Source organism: Variovorax paradoxus (assembly GCF_009498455.1).
GTDB lineage: Bacteria > Pseudomonadota > Gammaproteobacteria > Burkholderiales > Burkholderiaceae_C > Variovorax > Variovorax paradoxus_H.
On sequence record NZ_CP045644.1, the window covers coordinates 2960934 to 2974428 of the forward strand.

At 67.4% G+C, this 13495-nt stretch carries 13 protein-coding genes; 3 read left to right on the forward strand and 10 right to left on the reverse strand.

The window, feature by feature from the left end:
* Positions 1 to 165: 165 nt before the first annotated feature.
* The 3 genes from GFK26_RS13560 to GFK26_RS13570 all read right to left on the reverse strand — a co-directional run bounded on the left by GFK26_RS13560 (position 166) and on the right by GFK26_RS13570 (position 2968).
* Positions 166 to 1323: an alpha-hydroxy acid oxidase gene (locus tag GFK26_RS13560; RefSeq protein WP_153282405.1), complete on the reverse strand. Its 1158-nt coding sequence runs from the start codon at positions 1321 to 1323 to the stop codon at positions 166 to 168.
* Between the two features lie 136 nt (positions 1324 to 1459).
* On the reverse strand, positions 1460 to 2353 hold the full coding sequence (locus tag GFK26_RS13565; protein WP_153282406.1) for a LysR substrate-binding domain-containing protein: 894 nt from the start codon (positions 2351 to 2353) through the stop codon (positions 1460 to 1462).
* A gap of 33 nt (positions 2354 to 2386) precedes the next feature.
* Positions 2387 to 2968 (reverse strand): TetR/AcrR family transcriptional regulator, encoded by a 582-nt coding sequence (locus GFK26_RS13570; RefSeq protein WP_153282407.1) that lies wholly within the window; start codon positions 2966 to 2968, stop codon positions 2387 to 2389.
* 87 nt (positions 2969 to 3055) lie between these two features.
* Between GFK26_RS13570 and GFK26_RS13575 the strand changes: the two genes are divergently transcribed.
* Complete coding sequence (locus GFK26_RS13575; protein WP_153282408.1) at positions 3056 to 3478, forward strand: DUF1348 family protein; 423 nt, start codon at positions 3056 to 3058, stop codon at positions 3476 to 3478.
* Positions 3479 to 3667: 189 nt separating this feature from the next.
* Complete coding sequence (gene cynS, locus GFK26_RS13580; RefSeq protein WP_153282409.1) at positions 3668 to 4111, forward strand: cyanase; 444 nt, start codon at positions 3668 to 3670, stop codon at positions 4109 to 4111.
* Between the two features lie 10 nt (positions 4112 to 4121).
* Here cynS and GFK26_RS13585 read toward each other — a convergent pair whose 3' ends face one another.
* Positions 4122 to 4886 carry an SDR family oxidoreductase gene (locus GFK26_RS13585; RefSeq protein ID WP_153282410.1) on the reverse strand — a complete coding sequence of 255 codons (765 nt, stop codon included), beginning with the start codon at positions 4884 to 4886 and terminating at the stop codon, positions 4122 to 4124.
* 180 nt (positions 4887 to 5066) lie between these two features.
* On the opposite strand from GFK26_RS13585, the gene GFK26_RS13590 reads away from it, so the two are divergent.
* Positions 5067 to 6263 (forward strand): hypothetical protein, encoded by a 1197-nt coding sequence (locus GFK26_RS13590; RefSeq protein ID WP_153282411.1) that lies wholly within the window; start codon positions 5067 to 5069, stop codon positions 6261 to 6263.
* A 97-nt stretch (positions 6264 to 6360) separates the two neighbouring features.
* Here the strand turns inward: GFK26_RS13590 and GFK26_RS13595 are convergent, their stop codons facing one another.
* The 6 genes from GFK26_RS13595 to GFK26_RS13620 all read right to left on the reverse strand — a co-directional run bounded on the left by GFK26_RS13595 (position 6361) and on the right by GFK26_RS13620 (position 13493).
* Positions 6361 to 6972 carry a Pr6Pr family membrane protein gene (locus GFK26_RS13595; RefSeq protein ID WP_153282412.1) on the reverse strand — a complete coding sequence of 204 codons (612 nt, stop codon included), beginning with the start codon at positions 6970 to 6972 and terminating at the stop codon, positions 6361 to 6363.
* Between the two features lie 17 nt (positions 6973 to 6989).
* A complete protein-coding gene (locus GFK26_RS13600) occupies positions 6990 to 7340 on the reverse strand; it encodes a DUF1161 domain-containing protein (RefSeq protein WP_153282413.1) in 351 nt (116 codons plus the stop codon).
* A 185-nt stretch (positions 7341 to 7525) separates the two neighbouring features.
* Entirely contained in the window at positions 7526 to 9760 is a 2235-nt protein-coding gene (locus GFK26_RS13605) for an NADP-dependent isocitrate dehydrogenase (RefSeq protein ID WP_153282414.1), read from the reverse strand.
* A 200-nt stretch (positions 9761 to 9960) separates the two neighbouring features.
* The gene (locus GFK26_RS13610) at positions 9961 to 11274 is read right to left on the reverse strand and encodes a CynX/NimT family MFS transporter (RefSeq protein ID WP_153285961.1); all 1314 of its coding nucleotides are present in this window, start codon (positions 11272 to 11274) and stop codon (positions 9961 to 9963) included.
* 5 nt (positions 11275 to 11279) lie between these two features.
* Positions 11280 to 11960, reverse strand: a complete 681-nt coding sequence (locus GFK26_RS13615; RefSeq protein WP_153282415.1) for a FadR/GntR family transcriptional regulator — start codon at positions 11958 to 11960, stop codon at positions 11280 to 11282.
* Positions 11961 to 12059: 99 nt separating this feature from the next.
* Positions 12060 to 13493, reverse strand: a complete 1434-nt coding sequence (locus tag GFK26_RS13620; protein ID WP_228122010.1) for a TPM domain-containing protein — start codon at positions 13491 to 13493, stop codon at positions 12060 to 12062.
* Between the last annotated feature and the right edge of the window lie 2 nt (positions 13494 to 13495).

Here is a 13495-nt window from a genome sequence, read left to right on the forward strand (position 1 = left end):
AGGCGTGTATTTGGTTTGCAGTTGACCTTTCGCGGTTGGGGAATAAGTCACACAAGCGCGTGAAGGCCCTGTGGATGGCCCTCAGCGCCGGTGTCGATCGGCCCGCTCGCGAAAGAGCCATGCGCACACGCTCTTGATGCCCGGGAGCGAGTTTTCAACCGCCCCTCAGAACGTCCCCGGCAACAGGATGTCCGACTTCACATCATCGATCTGCGTGCGCCCGCAGAAGGCCATCGTGATGTCCAGTTCCTTGTGGATGATCTGCAGCGCGCGCGTCACGCCTTCCTGGCCGTAGGCGCCCAGGCCGTACAGGAAGCTGCGGCCGATGAGCGTGCCGCGTGCGCCGAGCGCGCGGGCCTTGAGCACGTCTTGCCCGCTGCGCACGCCGCCGTCCATCCACACCTCGATCCGGCTGCCCACGGCGTCGGCGATGGCCGGCAGCGCGGCGATGGACGAGGGCGCGCCGTCGAGCTGGCGACCGCCGTGGTTGGAGACGATGAGCGCGTCGGCGCCGCTGGCCACGGCCAGGCGCGCGTCTTCGGCGTCCATGATGCCCTTGAGGATCAGCTTGCCGCCCCAGCGCTTCTTGATCCATTCGACGTCCGCCCAGCTCAGGGCCGGGTCGAACTGCTCGGCGGTCCACGACGACAGTGACGACAGGTCTTTCACGCCCTTGGCGTGGCCGGCGATGTTGCCGAAGGTGCGGCGCTTGGTGCCCAGCATGCCCATGCACCAGCGCGGCTTGGTCGCCAGGTTGATGAGGTTCTTGATCGTGGGCTTGGGCGGCGTGGACAGGCCGTTCTTGATGTCCTTGTGGCGCTGGCCGAGGATCTGCAGGTCGAGCGTGAGCTGCAGCGCCGACACGTTGGCGGCCTTGGCGCGGTCGATGAGGCGCTCGATGAAGTCGCGGTCCTTCATCACGTAGAGCTGGAACCAGAAGGGGTGGCGGTCGGTGTTCTCGGCAATGTCTTCCAGCGAGCAGATGCTCATGGTCGAGAGCGTGAACGGGATGCCGAAGGCCTTGGCCGCGCGGGCCCCGAGGATTTCGCCGTCGGCGTGCTGCATGCCGGTCAGGCCCGTGGGCGCGATGGCCACGGGCATGGCGACCTCCTGGCCGATCATGGTGGTGCGGGTGGAGCGGCCTTCCATGTTCACGGCCACGCGCTGGCGCAGCTTGATCTTCTGAAAATCGCTCTCGTTGGCGCGGTAGGTGCCCTCGGTCCAGGCGCCGGAATCGGCGTAGTCGTAGAACATCTTCGGCACGCGCCGCTGGGCGATCGCCCGCAGGTCTTCGATGCAGGTGATCTTGGAAAGGTCGGGCAAGGGGAAGTCTCCAGGCTGGTGTTATGGGGTCAAGGCGGGCTGCAGCCTGTGCGGGCCACGGCAGCGCCGGGGGTCGAGTCTGCAGGGGAAACGCGCCGGCCACCTGAAAAAAGCCCGCACCCCGTCTGAAAATTATTCAGCCCGGTTCGCGCAGCGCCTGGCGCAGCCATTCGACGAAGGTGGCGCATTCCCAGCGCTCCATGGTGCCCGGGCGCCAGCACAGGAAGTAGGCGTTGGGCGAGGGCGCGCTGTGCGGCGACAGGCGCACCAGCCGACCGTTGTCGATCCAGGCGCGGCCCAGCCGCAGGTGCATGAGCACCACGCCGAAGTCTTCGGCGGCGGCGTCGAGCGCCAGGCCCAGGTCGTTGAACTGATGGCCCACGGCCGGCTCGGGCAGGCCGATGCCGCAGGCCTTGAACCAGATGCGCCACGACTCCAGCGGTGTGCGCAGCAGCTGCACGCGCGCCACCTCGGCATCGGTCGAGAAGTGGTCGTCGAAGGGCCCGTGGCGTTCCAGGTAGGCCGGGCTGCACACCGGCGAGACGTCGTCGGCCAGCAGCTGGCAGAACTCGCGGTCGTGGAACGGGCCGGTGCCGAAGCGCAGTTCGATGTCGGCGTCTTCGGCTGTGAAGTTGCGCACCGGCATGGTCACCTGCAGCATCAGCTCGATGGTCGGGTAGGCGTCGCGGAACTCGGCCAGCCGGGGCAGCAGCATCTGGCGCGAGAAGGTGGGCGTGACCGCCACGCGCAGCCGCCGCACCTGCGACGCGGGCTCGCGCCCCGGCACCTGCTGCAGCGCCGCAATGGCCTCGCGCACGCGCGCCAGGTAGGCCACGCCGTCGGCGCTCAGGCCGAAGTCGTTGCCCGTGAAGAGCTTGAGCTCGAGCTGAGTCTCGAGCTGCCGGATGCGGTGGCTGACCGCGCTGGGCGTGACGCTGAGCTCCTCGGCCGCGACGTTCACGCTGCGCAGCCGCGCGACGGCCTCGAAGGCCTGCAGGCCCTGGGTCGAGGGGAGTCGCGTCGATGCCATGTGTTTTTGGGGAAGGGAGTGAGCGATGCGATGTTATCGAAGCGCGACGAGCGCATCGAGCAGCCGCCGCAGGTCGTCGACCGCCTCGCGCGCCAGGGCTGCATCGCCCATCTGCGCCTTGACGATGGCGCCGTCGACGCCGAGCGCAGCCGCCTGCGCGATGGCCATGCGCTGCGGGCCGTCGGGCAGCAGGCCGGCGATCACCTCGACCATCTCGCGCTTGTGCTCGCGTGCGATGTCGGCGGCGCCGGCCACGCTGGCACCGACTTCCACCACCGAGTTGATGAAGGCACAGCCCCGAAAGAGCGGGTCGGCGAACCACTCGGCCATCACGTCGGCCAGCACCGGCAGCGCCTGCCCCTGCGCGATGCGCTGCTGCGCATCGCGCCGGCCCAGCGCATCGACGAACCAGGCCATCCACACGCCGTGCCGATGCGCGAGAAAGGCACGCACCAGGTCGTCCTTCGACGGGAAGTGCCGGTAGAAGGTGACCTTGGTGACGCCCGACGCGGCGATCACGCGGTCGATGCCGGTGGCGCGGATGCCGTCGGCATAGAAGAGCTCGTGCGCCGTGAGCAGGATGCGCTCGCGTGCGGGCAGTGCAGAGATGTCCATGCGGCGATTGTAGGCATGTAGACAGGTCTGTCTACTCGTGGCACATTGCGGGCCTTCATCACTTCATTTCCTGACTGAAAGATCGCCATGGAATCCCGCCCGCCGCTGCCGCCCTTCACCCTCGAATCTGCGACCCAGAAAGTCCAGGCCGCCGAAGACGCCTGGAACTCACGCGATCCCGCGCGCGTGAGCCTGGCCTACACGCCCGACACCGAATGGCGCAACCGCGCCGACTTCGTCAATGGCCGTGAGCAGGTGGTCGAGTTCCTGTCGCGCAAGTGGGAGCGCGAGCACGACTACCGGCTGAAGAAGACGCTCTGGGCCTTCATGGACAACCGCATCGCGGTGCGCTTCGAGTACGAATGGCATGACGCCGCGGGCCAGTGGTTCCGCAGCCATGGCAATGAGAACTGGGAGTTTGCGGAGAACGGGTTGATGCACAGGCGCTACGCGAGCATCAACGACCAGCCCATCGCGGAGTCGGAGCGCAAGTTCCGCTGGGAGCGCTGAGCCGGTTTTGCTCCTTCCCCCGCTGGGGGAAGGTTGGGATGGGGGCAGGCCTTCGAACAGGCGCCTTGCTTTCTCGGAGGCCGCGTGCCCCACCCCCGCCCTCCCCCAGCGGGGGAGGGAGAAAGACGGGGACGGGCATGTCTGTTGCTTGTCCTGTTGCATCCATTTCAACCCCAGGAGCCAAGCCCCATGAACCGCAACGACGTCACCGAGAAGATCATCACCGTGAAGGTGTCCAAAGGCATCCAGTGGTCCGACGTGGCCAGGAAGGTCGGCCTTTCGAAAGAGTGGACCACCGCCGCCTGCCTCGGCCAGATGACGCTCGACGACAAGCAGGCAAAGATCATCGGCAAGATCTTCGGCCTCACGCCCGAGGAACAGAAGTGGCTCCAGGTCGTGCCCTACAAGGGCTCGCTGCCCACCCCCGTGCCCACCGACCCGCTGATCTACCGCTGGTACGAGGTGGTGAGCGTGTACGGCACCACCATCAAGGAGCTGATCCACGAGGAGTTCGGCGACGGCATCATGAGCGCCATCGACTTCAGCATGGACATTCAGCGCCAGGCCGACCCGAAGGGCGACCGCGTCAACGTGGTGCTGTCGGGCAAGTTCCTGCCGTACAAGAGCTACTGACGTTCGGCTTTCAGCACACCGGCTCTGCCGGCTTCGGCCGTGGCGTCGGGGCCGAGCGCCAACCCGGGCCCGCCATGCCGTAGCTCGCCCCTTCGATCGCTCCGGCAATGGCACGCGCCACGCCCTCGACAGGCGTCGTCAGCCGCCGCCGCGTGCGCATGCGTTCGAACGTGTAGCTCGCGGCGATGCGCTCGGCCAGCGGGTCGGCAGCCTCGGCCACGTCGGGGCTCACCAGCGTGACGTGCAGGCGTCCCGCGTGTTCCCGCCGCAGCCCTTCGGAGATCGCCTGTACCGCGTACTGCGTGCCGTGGTACACGGCCGAGTCGGGCGTCGCGCCGCCCATGGCCAATGGCGCGACGTTGACGATGTGGCCCCAGCCCTGTTCCTGCATCGTCGGCAGCACGGCCGCCACGCCCAGCAGCATGCCGCGCAGGTTGACGTCGATCATCAGCTCCCACTCCTCGATCTTGCGCTGCCACAGCGGCGACAGCGGCATCACGCCGGCGGCGTTCACGAGCACGTCGATGCGGTCGTGCGTGTCGAGGGCGAACTCGGCAAAGGCCTCCATGTCGGGCCGGTGCGTCACGTCCAGCCGCCGGAAGCTCGCCGAGCCGCCGGTGGCGTTGATCTCGGCCGCGAGCGCGGCCAGCCGTTCGGTGCGGCGCGCGCCGAGCACCACATGGGCGCCGCGCCGCGCGAGCCGCCGCGCCGTCGCCTCGCCGATGCCGCTGCTGGCGCCGGTGACGAGAACCACTGTGTCCTGGATTGCACTCATACAAAACTCCTCATGCAGGTCGGTGCGCCATGGCGCGAAGGGTGCGCCGGGCATGGGGATGAGTCTCGGGGCGAAGGGGGCTGAGGCGGTATCCGGATCGAACGAGGTTTTTGCCTGATCCTGCGAAATGATGGCAGCGGGCCTGCAAACATTGGGCGGCGCAGACCGTAGGATCTCTTCATGCGAATCCCTCCGTTGCCGCTTGCAGTCCTTTTGTTTTCGATCTTCCTGCTGAACGCTTGCGGCAATCGCGAGTCCGAAGACAGCGTGTGGCGCTCCAGCAAGATGGAGGTGATCAGCACGCTGACCCGCTACGGCACCGAGAGCGGTCCGCAACACAGGCGACGGCTTTCGCTGAAGGTCAACGGGTGGGGTGTGGACGATGAGGAAATCAGCGAGAAGCTCTTTCAGAGAGGCCGTCGTTGCTTTTCGCCGTTCTATCGAATTTCGGACGTTCGCCCTCTCAAGGACGAGTCGGTGCTGGCATTGCTCGCGGTGAGCGAGTCTGCGTGCGGCGAGGCGCAACTGGTCCGGCTTTCTGTCGAGCGCGGCAAACTCCGCGTCCAGCACATCGATCTGTCTTCGTTCTCCAATGGGCGCTCGGGTGTCGAGGCGATCCATTTCGAAGATACGCACTCGCGCCCCAGCGTGCCCGACTTCACGTACTTGGACTATCAATTGGCCGCGCAGCGAGACACGCAGCTCGAATGGGTCGTCGTGCCCGTGCGCGACGAGGCTGCGGACAATCAATTCGTCCAGAAGCGAACGATCGCCATCCGCCTCGCCGACGTGAGTCTTCACGACCTGGGGCCGGGGGAGCTGATTCGCTTTCTTGACGACAACTCGGTCGCCTTGATGAGCCACGACGCCGAGCGAGGCACTGCGCAAGCGCATGTCCAGTTTCGCGCGATGCGCCCGATCGATGGCGTTCTGCTGGATCGCATCGATCTGCGCGTGGCTTGCTTCGCGCTCGTCGATTCGTCGATGCAAGACGAGGTCATGTCCAACCTTAAATTGATACGGGGCCAGACGACCGATCGCGTGGAAATGCTCGAGCGAACGATCAAGGATTCGGAGGCGATCACCACAACAGACCCGAGATTTCCAGGGGTGATCGATTCATTGAAGATGTCTGCGGCCGCTGCGACACGTGAATTGGCCGAAGTGAACGCGGTGTCGAAAGCGCAACTGATCAGCGGACAGGGCCTGGGCGACGGTACGCGCTGGATCCACGATTCGGTCGCATCGAGCGTGCTGCTCGATACCGAGAAGACCGCAGTTGAATGGAACGCCGAACGAAGGAAACTGGAACTTCGGATCAGCACCGGCATGACCCGGGATGCGCAATGCGAGGAGCAGGGCCCGAAGTTCGATTGACGCGAGCCCACCCGCCGTTACTCGCCGCACTCTGCCTGTTGCACGCGGACATCGAAGGCCTGTGCGAGGGCCTGGGCACAGCGCGCTGACCGAGTCGTCAGCCTTCCGCGCCGCGGCGCCCCAACCGGTTCCCCAACGCCAGCAACCCCCATCCCGCCATCCCGAAGGTCAGCGCGATGCCGGCCGCATAGACGGCCACGCCGCCGTAGCCGCCCACGTTGGCGGGGTTGAGGAAGGGGTAGGGATACCAGCCGGTGTGGCCACCGCGCACCAGTGTGTAGGCCAGGTAGACCACGGGGACGACGAGTATCCACAGCAGCTGCCGGCCGCCGAGTCGCGTGCGCGGCGGCTGCAGCAACCAGTCGAGCAGCACGACGCACGGCATCACGTAGTGCAGCAGCGTGTTGATCCACGGCCGCAGCGCGCCGAGGTCGACGTCGCGCAACAGCAGCGAGAAGACGATGCCGACCACCGCCATGTTCACGGCCGACATGGCGCGCAGCCCTTCGTCGGGCCCTGTAAACGCCGGCTGCCAGAGGCGGCGCGCGCCCAGCACCAGCACGATCGCCGCGAACAGGTTCGAGAGGTTGGTGAAGAAGCTGAAGAAGTTGACGACGTTGAAGCCCATGCGGACATGGATCGTCAGCTGCCAGCCGATCGCCACGAGGGTCAGCAGGCCGAAGAAGAGGCGCAGGGCGGGCCAGATCACGGGATGCTGCCCTGCGCTCAGGGCTTGCAGGTGCCGCCCATGGACACCGAGCCGTCCTTGCACTCGGTGAGCATGGGCGCGCCGCGCGGTGCGGGGGCCGACGTGGAGGCCGGGGGCGGCGAGGCCGCGCCGCCTTCGCGCTGGTAGACGATCTTCTTGGTACCCAGGTCGCAGCTGCCCACGATCTGGCCGCTCGCCGTGGCGGTGGCATCGACGGTGACGACGCTGAAATTGGTGACGCCCGACGCGGCGATCTTGGCCTCGATCTCGGCGCGCAGCGTGTCGCAGTTGCTCTGGGCGTGGGCGCTGCCAAAGGCCACGAACAGGGTCGAAGCGGCAGCAGCAACAGCAAGCAGACGGAGTCTCATGAGGGGCCTGCCTTTCTTTCTTTTGCAGTGGAATAGGGGGCGGGGAATCGACGTCTAGTTTCGCGCTGCACGGCGGCAGACGCAAAGACAAATGCAAAGACAAACGGCCTGCCGCGCGAGCAACAGGCCGTTGGTAGGAAGGCTTCCGGGTCAGCACAGACCCGGAAGACGCAGGCGCAGCGGGATCAGACCGCCGGGGCCAGCACCGCGTTCAGCGTGGGGCTGGGGCGCATCACGGCTTCGTACTTGGCCTTGTCGGCCAGGTAGTAGCCGCCGATGTCCACGGGCTTGCCCTGCACGGCCGCGAGTTCGTCGACGATCTTCTTTTCGTTGGCGGTGAGCGCCTCGGCGAGCTTCTTGAACTTGGCTTGCAGGTCCTTGTCCTCGGTCTGCGCGGCGAGTTCCTGGGCCCAGTACATGGCCAGGTAGAACTGGCTGCCGCGGTTGTCGAGCTGACCGGTCTTGGGCGACGGGTTCTTGTTGTTGTCGAGCAGCTGGCCCGTGGCCGCGTCGAGCGTCTTGGACAGGATCTTGGCTTGCGCGTTGCCGGTCTTCAGGCCCAGGTCTTCCAGGCTCACTGCCAGCGCGAGGAATTCGCCGAGCGAATCCCAGCGCAGGTGGTTTTCTTCCACCAGCTGCTGCACGTGCTTGGGGGCCGAGCCGCCCGCGCCGGTCTCGTACATGCCGCCGCCGGCCATCAGGGGCACGATCGACAGCATCTTGGCGGAGGTACCCAGTTCCATGATGGGGAACAGGTCGGTCAGGTAGTCGCGCAGGATGTTGCCGGTGGCGCTGATGGTGTCCAGGCCGCGCACGACGCGCTCCAGCGTGTAGCGCATGGCACGCACCTGGCTCATGATCTGGATGTCCAGGCCCGTGGTGTCGTGCTCGTGCAGGTACATCTTGACCTTGGTGATCAGCTGCGCCTCGTGCGGGCGGTAGGCGTCGAGCCAGAACACGACCGGCATGCCGGAGTTGCGTGCGCGGTTGACGGCCAGCTTCACCCAGTCGCGAATGGCGGCGTCCTTGACCTGGCACATGCGCCAGATGTCGCCCTTCTCCACGTCTTCGCTCATCAGCACTTCGCCGGTGTCCAGGTCGGTGATGTTGGCCACGCCGTCTTCGGCGATTTCGAAGGTCTTGTCGTGCGAGCCGTACTCTTCGGCCTTCTGGGCCATGAGGCCGACGTTGGGCACGGTGCCCATGGTCTTGGGGTCGAAGGCGCCGTGCCACTTGCAGAAGTTGATGATCTCCTGGTAGATGCGGGCGAAGGTCGATTCGGGCATCACGGCCTTGACGTCCTTCAGGCGGCCGTCGGCGCCCCACATCTTGCCGCCGTTGCGGATCATGGCGGGCATCGAGGCGTCCACGATCACGTCGTTGGGCGAGTGGAAGTTGGTGATGCCCTTGGCCGAGTCGACCATGGCCAGCTCGGGGCGGCCTTCGTGGCAGGCGTGCAGGTCGCGCTTGATCTCGTCCTGCGTGCTCTGGGGCAGCGTGGCGATCTTGTTGTACAGGTCGACCATGCCGTTGTTGACGTTGATGCCCAGCTCGTCGAACAGCTTGCCGTGTTTCTCGAAGGCTTCCTTGTAGAAGATCTTCACGCAGTGGCCGAACACGATGGGGTGCGAGACCTTCATCATGGTGGCCTTGACGTGCAGCGAGAACATGACGCCGGTCTTGTGCGCGTCTTCGATTTCCTTTTCATAGAAGGCCAGCAGGGCCTTCTTGCTCATGAACATGGAGTCGATGATCTCGCGGTCGAGCAGGGCCACCTTGGGCTTGAGCACGATGGTCTTGCCGCTCTTGGTGATCAGTTCCATCTTGACGTTGCGCGCGCGGTCCAGGGTCATGGACTTTTCGCCGTGATAGAAGTCGCCGCCGTGCATGTGCGAGACGTGCGAGCGCGAGGCCTGGCTCCACTCGGCCATGCTGTGCGGGTTCTTGCGGGCGTATTCCTTCACGGCGCGGGGCGCGCGGCGGTCGGAGTTGCCTTCGCGCAGCACGGGGTTCACGGCGCTGCCGGTGCACTTGTTGTAGCGCGTGCGGATGTCCTTGTCCTCGTCCGAGGTCGGGTTCTCCGGGTAGTCGGGAATCTTGTAGCCCTTGCCCTGCAGCTCCTTGATGGCCGACTTGAGCTGCGACACCGAGGCGCTGATGTTGGGCAGCTTGATGATGTTGGCGTCAGGCCGCAGCGTGAGCTTGCCCAGTTCGGCCAGGTTGTCGGGCACCTTTTGGTCGTCGCTCAGGAACTCGGGGAACTCGCCCAGGACGCGGGCGGCCACCGAGATGTCGCTCGTCGTCACGTTGATGCCGGCCGGCGCGGTGAAGGCGCGCACGATGGGCAGGAAGGCGTAGGTCGCCAGCAGCGGCGCCTCGTCGGTGAGGGTGTAGACGATGGTGGGTTGCTTCGTGCTCATGCGCTTGCTTCCGTAGGTTCTGGGTTGTCGAGAGGGCTGAAATTTCATTGGGCGAAATGGACTTTCGCCGGAGCCCCCCATTGTCGCCCGGTCGGGCCGGGGCGCGGTCGGAGAAACCCCGATGACCCCGCTGCCGGGGCTCGCGAAGACCGAGCGCGCGGCCTTCTGCGACGGGGCCCTGTACCGCTGACGACCGCCGTTCAGTGGCGCGGCACCGTCACCGCGCCCACATGCAGCGTGCGCCCGGCGCCCAGCCCCGCGATGACCAGCGCCACGCCCAGGCCGACGAACAGCCAGGCCGAGGCGTGGAAGCTGCCGGTCCAGCCGTGCAGCAGGCCGGCCAGCAGCGGGCCGAAGGCCGCCACCATGTAGCCCACGCCCTGGGCCATGCCCGACAGGTGCGCGGCGATGTGCGAATCGGGCGAGCGCAGCACGATCATGGTGAGCGCCAGCGCGAAGGTGCCGCCCTGCGAAATGCCGAGCACCACGGCCCAGGTCCACATGCCGCCGGGGGCGTCGAGCGGCGCGAACAGCATGGCCAGCATGGCCGCCACGGTCATCGCCGACAGCACCACCGCCAGCGCGCGCTGGTTGCGCAGCTTCACGGCCAGTGCGGGCACCACGAGGCAGGTCACGACCTGCGTCATGACCGACAGCGACACCACGTAGCCGGCCATTTCGCCGCTGAGCCCGCGCTCGCGCAGGATCGGCGCGAGCCAGCCCATCACGATGTACGCCAGAGCCGATTGCAGCCCCATGAAGAAGGTGACCTGCCAGGCCAGCCGGTCGCGCCACAGGCCGCGCACGGTGAAGCCTGATTCGCTCGCCACCGGCTTGAGCGGCAGCGCCTGCGGTGCCCAGATGAAGGTGACCAGCGCGGCCGGCACGGCCCACATGGCGAGCGCCAGCGTCCAGCCGCCGCCCAGCGCGTGCTCCAGCGGCACCGTGAGGCCCGCGGCGCTGGCGGCGCCGCCGCACACGGCCATGGTGTACAGGCCCATCATCAGCGCGGCCTGCTTGGCGAAGTCGCGCTTCACCAGGCCCGAGAGCAGCACGTTCGACACCGCGATGCCGCTGCCCGCGATGGCCGAGGCCAGGAACAGCAGCGGGATGTTGCCGGTGCCGCGCAGCAGCGTGCCCACGCCGATCAGCACCATGCAGCCCAGCAGCGTGCGCTCGGTGCCGAAGCGGCGGCCGAGCCAGGGCGCCATCGGCGCGAACACGCCCAGGCAGACGATCGGCAGCGTGGTCAGCAGGCTCGCGGCGGTGGCCGACAGGCCGGTGGCGCGGATGATCTCCGGCAGCACCACCGACAGGCTGGCGAACACCGGCCGCAGGTTGAAGGCGATGAGCACCACCGTGAGGCCAAGCAGCAGTTGGCGGCCCCGGCTGGGTGTCGGTGTGGGGCGCGGCGCGGGCAGGCTGTCGACCTCGGCGTCGATCAGCAGTTCTTCGGCGCTGGATGGCGCCGCCTGGGTGCGCGCCGTGGTGGCCGCACCCGTGGGCAAGGTCATGGAGTTCATGCGGTGCCCAGCGCCAGGACGTGCATCGTCGGCGCCATCAGGTCGCGCACGGCGGCGGCCGCACGCGCGGGGTCGCCGCTGGCAATGCCCTCGACGATGGCGCGGTGCGCCGCCTCGTCGGGCTCGGGCAGGCTGGTGCTCAGCGTGCTGGCGATGGTTTCCTTGATGTAGCCGGTGATGAAGCGGCAGGTCTCGACCAGCGCCAGGTTGCCCGACACATCGACGATGGCCAGGTGAAAGGCCAGGTCGCGCTCGATGAAGGCGGCGCCGCCGTCGGCCGCATCGGGCTGGCCGCGCTTGTCGAGCAGGGCGTTGAGACGGCGCAGGTCTTTCGCAGTGTGGCGCACGGCGGCGAGCCGGGCGGCTTCGACCTCGAGCGCGCGGCGCACCTCGAACTGGTCGCGCAAGCTCGCCAGGCGCAGCTTCTGCAGGCTGGCCGAAGGGTCGAAGCCCGAGCGCACGTAGGTGCCCGAACCCTGGCGCACCTCGAGCAGGCCGCGCGAGACCAGCGTCTTCACCGCCTCGCGCACCGTGCCGCGGCTCACGCCCAGCAGCTGCGCCAGCTGCGGTTCGATGGGAATGCGCGAGCCGATGGGCCAGCGGCCTGCGGCGATCTCGGTGCGGATGCTGTTCGCGGCGGCGTCGGCCAGGGAGGTGCGGGGAGGTTGGACGAGCATGGGTCAGGCCGGCTTATTCATTGAATGATTGGATGAATTTAACCATTGTCAAAAAGCCGCAGTCGGCGGGAGGGGCATGAAGCCCGGCCGCCGACCGGATCACCAGCTGCCCGAAGCGCCGCCGCCGCTGCTTGAACCGCCGCTGTCCGAAGACGAGGAGGACGACGATGACGAACTGCTGCTGCTCCAGCCGCTGTCGTCATCGTCGCTGCTGCCCGATTCCCAGACGCCGGGCGGCAGGAAGCCGATCAGCATCGAGAAGAACGCCGCCAGCGCGATGGGAATCCACGAGGTGTCCGGCACCGGGCCGGGCGAGGTTTCATGGAACACGTAGCCGCAGATGCCCGCCACGATGACCAGCCGGACGAAGAAGCTGACCACGCTGCGCTGGAAGGTGTTGACCATGCAGCGCAGGATGACCACCGCGAACAGCGTCACGCCGCCGATGCACAGCGCCCACAGAAAGCCCCACCAGAAGCGCTCGGCGCCGACCGTGAATGCGATGGCGACCAGCGACGCGATCACGGCCACGAAGCCGCCCATGAAGATGGCCGCCGTGCGCGACATGCCGCAGAGAAAGCCCAGGCCGTAGCCGAAGATCGCCGGCATCGCCAGCACCAGCGCGATGGGCGGATTCAGCAGCGCAGCGCCGGCTGCCAGCGGGCCGGCCCCGAGCAGGCCGAGCACCAGGCGCAGGTCGCGCGGGGCAGGGCGCGCACGCGCCGGTTCGGGCTTCATGGCCGCCAGCGCGTCGGCCCAGGGCTCGGGGCCCGCACTGCCTTTGCGCGTGCTCTTGCGTTTTTTCTCTTCGGCACGCCGCGAGGCCGAGGTGCCGCGCGGCGGGTCGCGCTCGATGCCGCGGCCGTGGTAGATGCCCAGGCCCAGGCCCCACAGCAGCACGCCCAGCAGGCTCCAGCCTTCGGGTGTGACCTTGCCGCCGCTCGTCAGGCTGGTGGTTTTCTCGTCGTCGGGTGCGGGGGCGGGTGCGGCGGCGTGGTCCACGGCGATCTGCTGCGACTCGGGCGCGACGAAGCTCACCTCGCCGTCGAGCAGCCGCGCGAGCGCGCCCACCGCCGACTGCACACCGCCGCCGAAGTCGCCCTCGCGAAAGCGCGGCGCCATCTCGCGGTCGATGATGCGGGCCGCCTGGATGTCGGTCACCGTGCCTTCGAGCCCGGCGCCGACCTCGATGCGCATGCGCCGGTCTTTCTGCGCCACGAGCAGCAGGATGCCGTCGTCGGCCTCGCTGCGGCCCAGCCGCCATTTGGCGAACACGCGCGTGGCGTAGGCCTCGATGGTGTCTTCGCCCGTGGTCGGCACGATGAGCACCGCGAGTTGGGCCTCGGTGCGGCTCTGGATGTCGGCGATCTGCTGGCGCAGCGCATCGGCCTCGCGGGGCGCCAGCGCCTGTGCGAGGTCGACCACGCGCGAACTCATCGCGGGCACCGGCACGGGCTTGCCCTGCGCGACACGAGGGCCTGCGAGGCACAGCACGACCAGCAAGGCCAGGCTCAGCGATAGCCAGCGAGGCATCA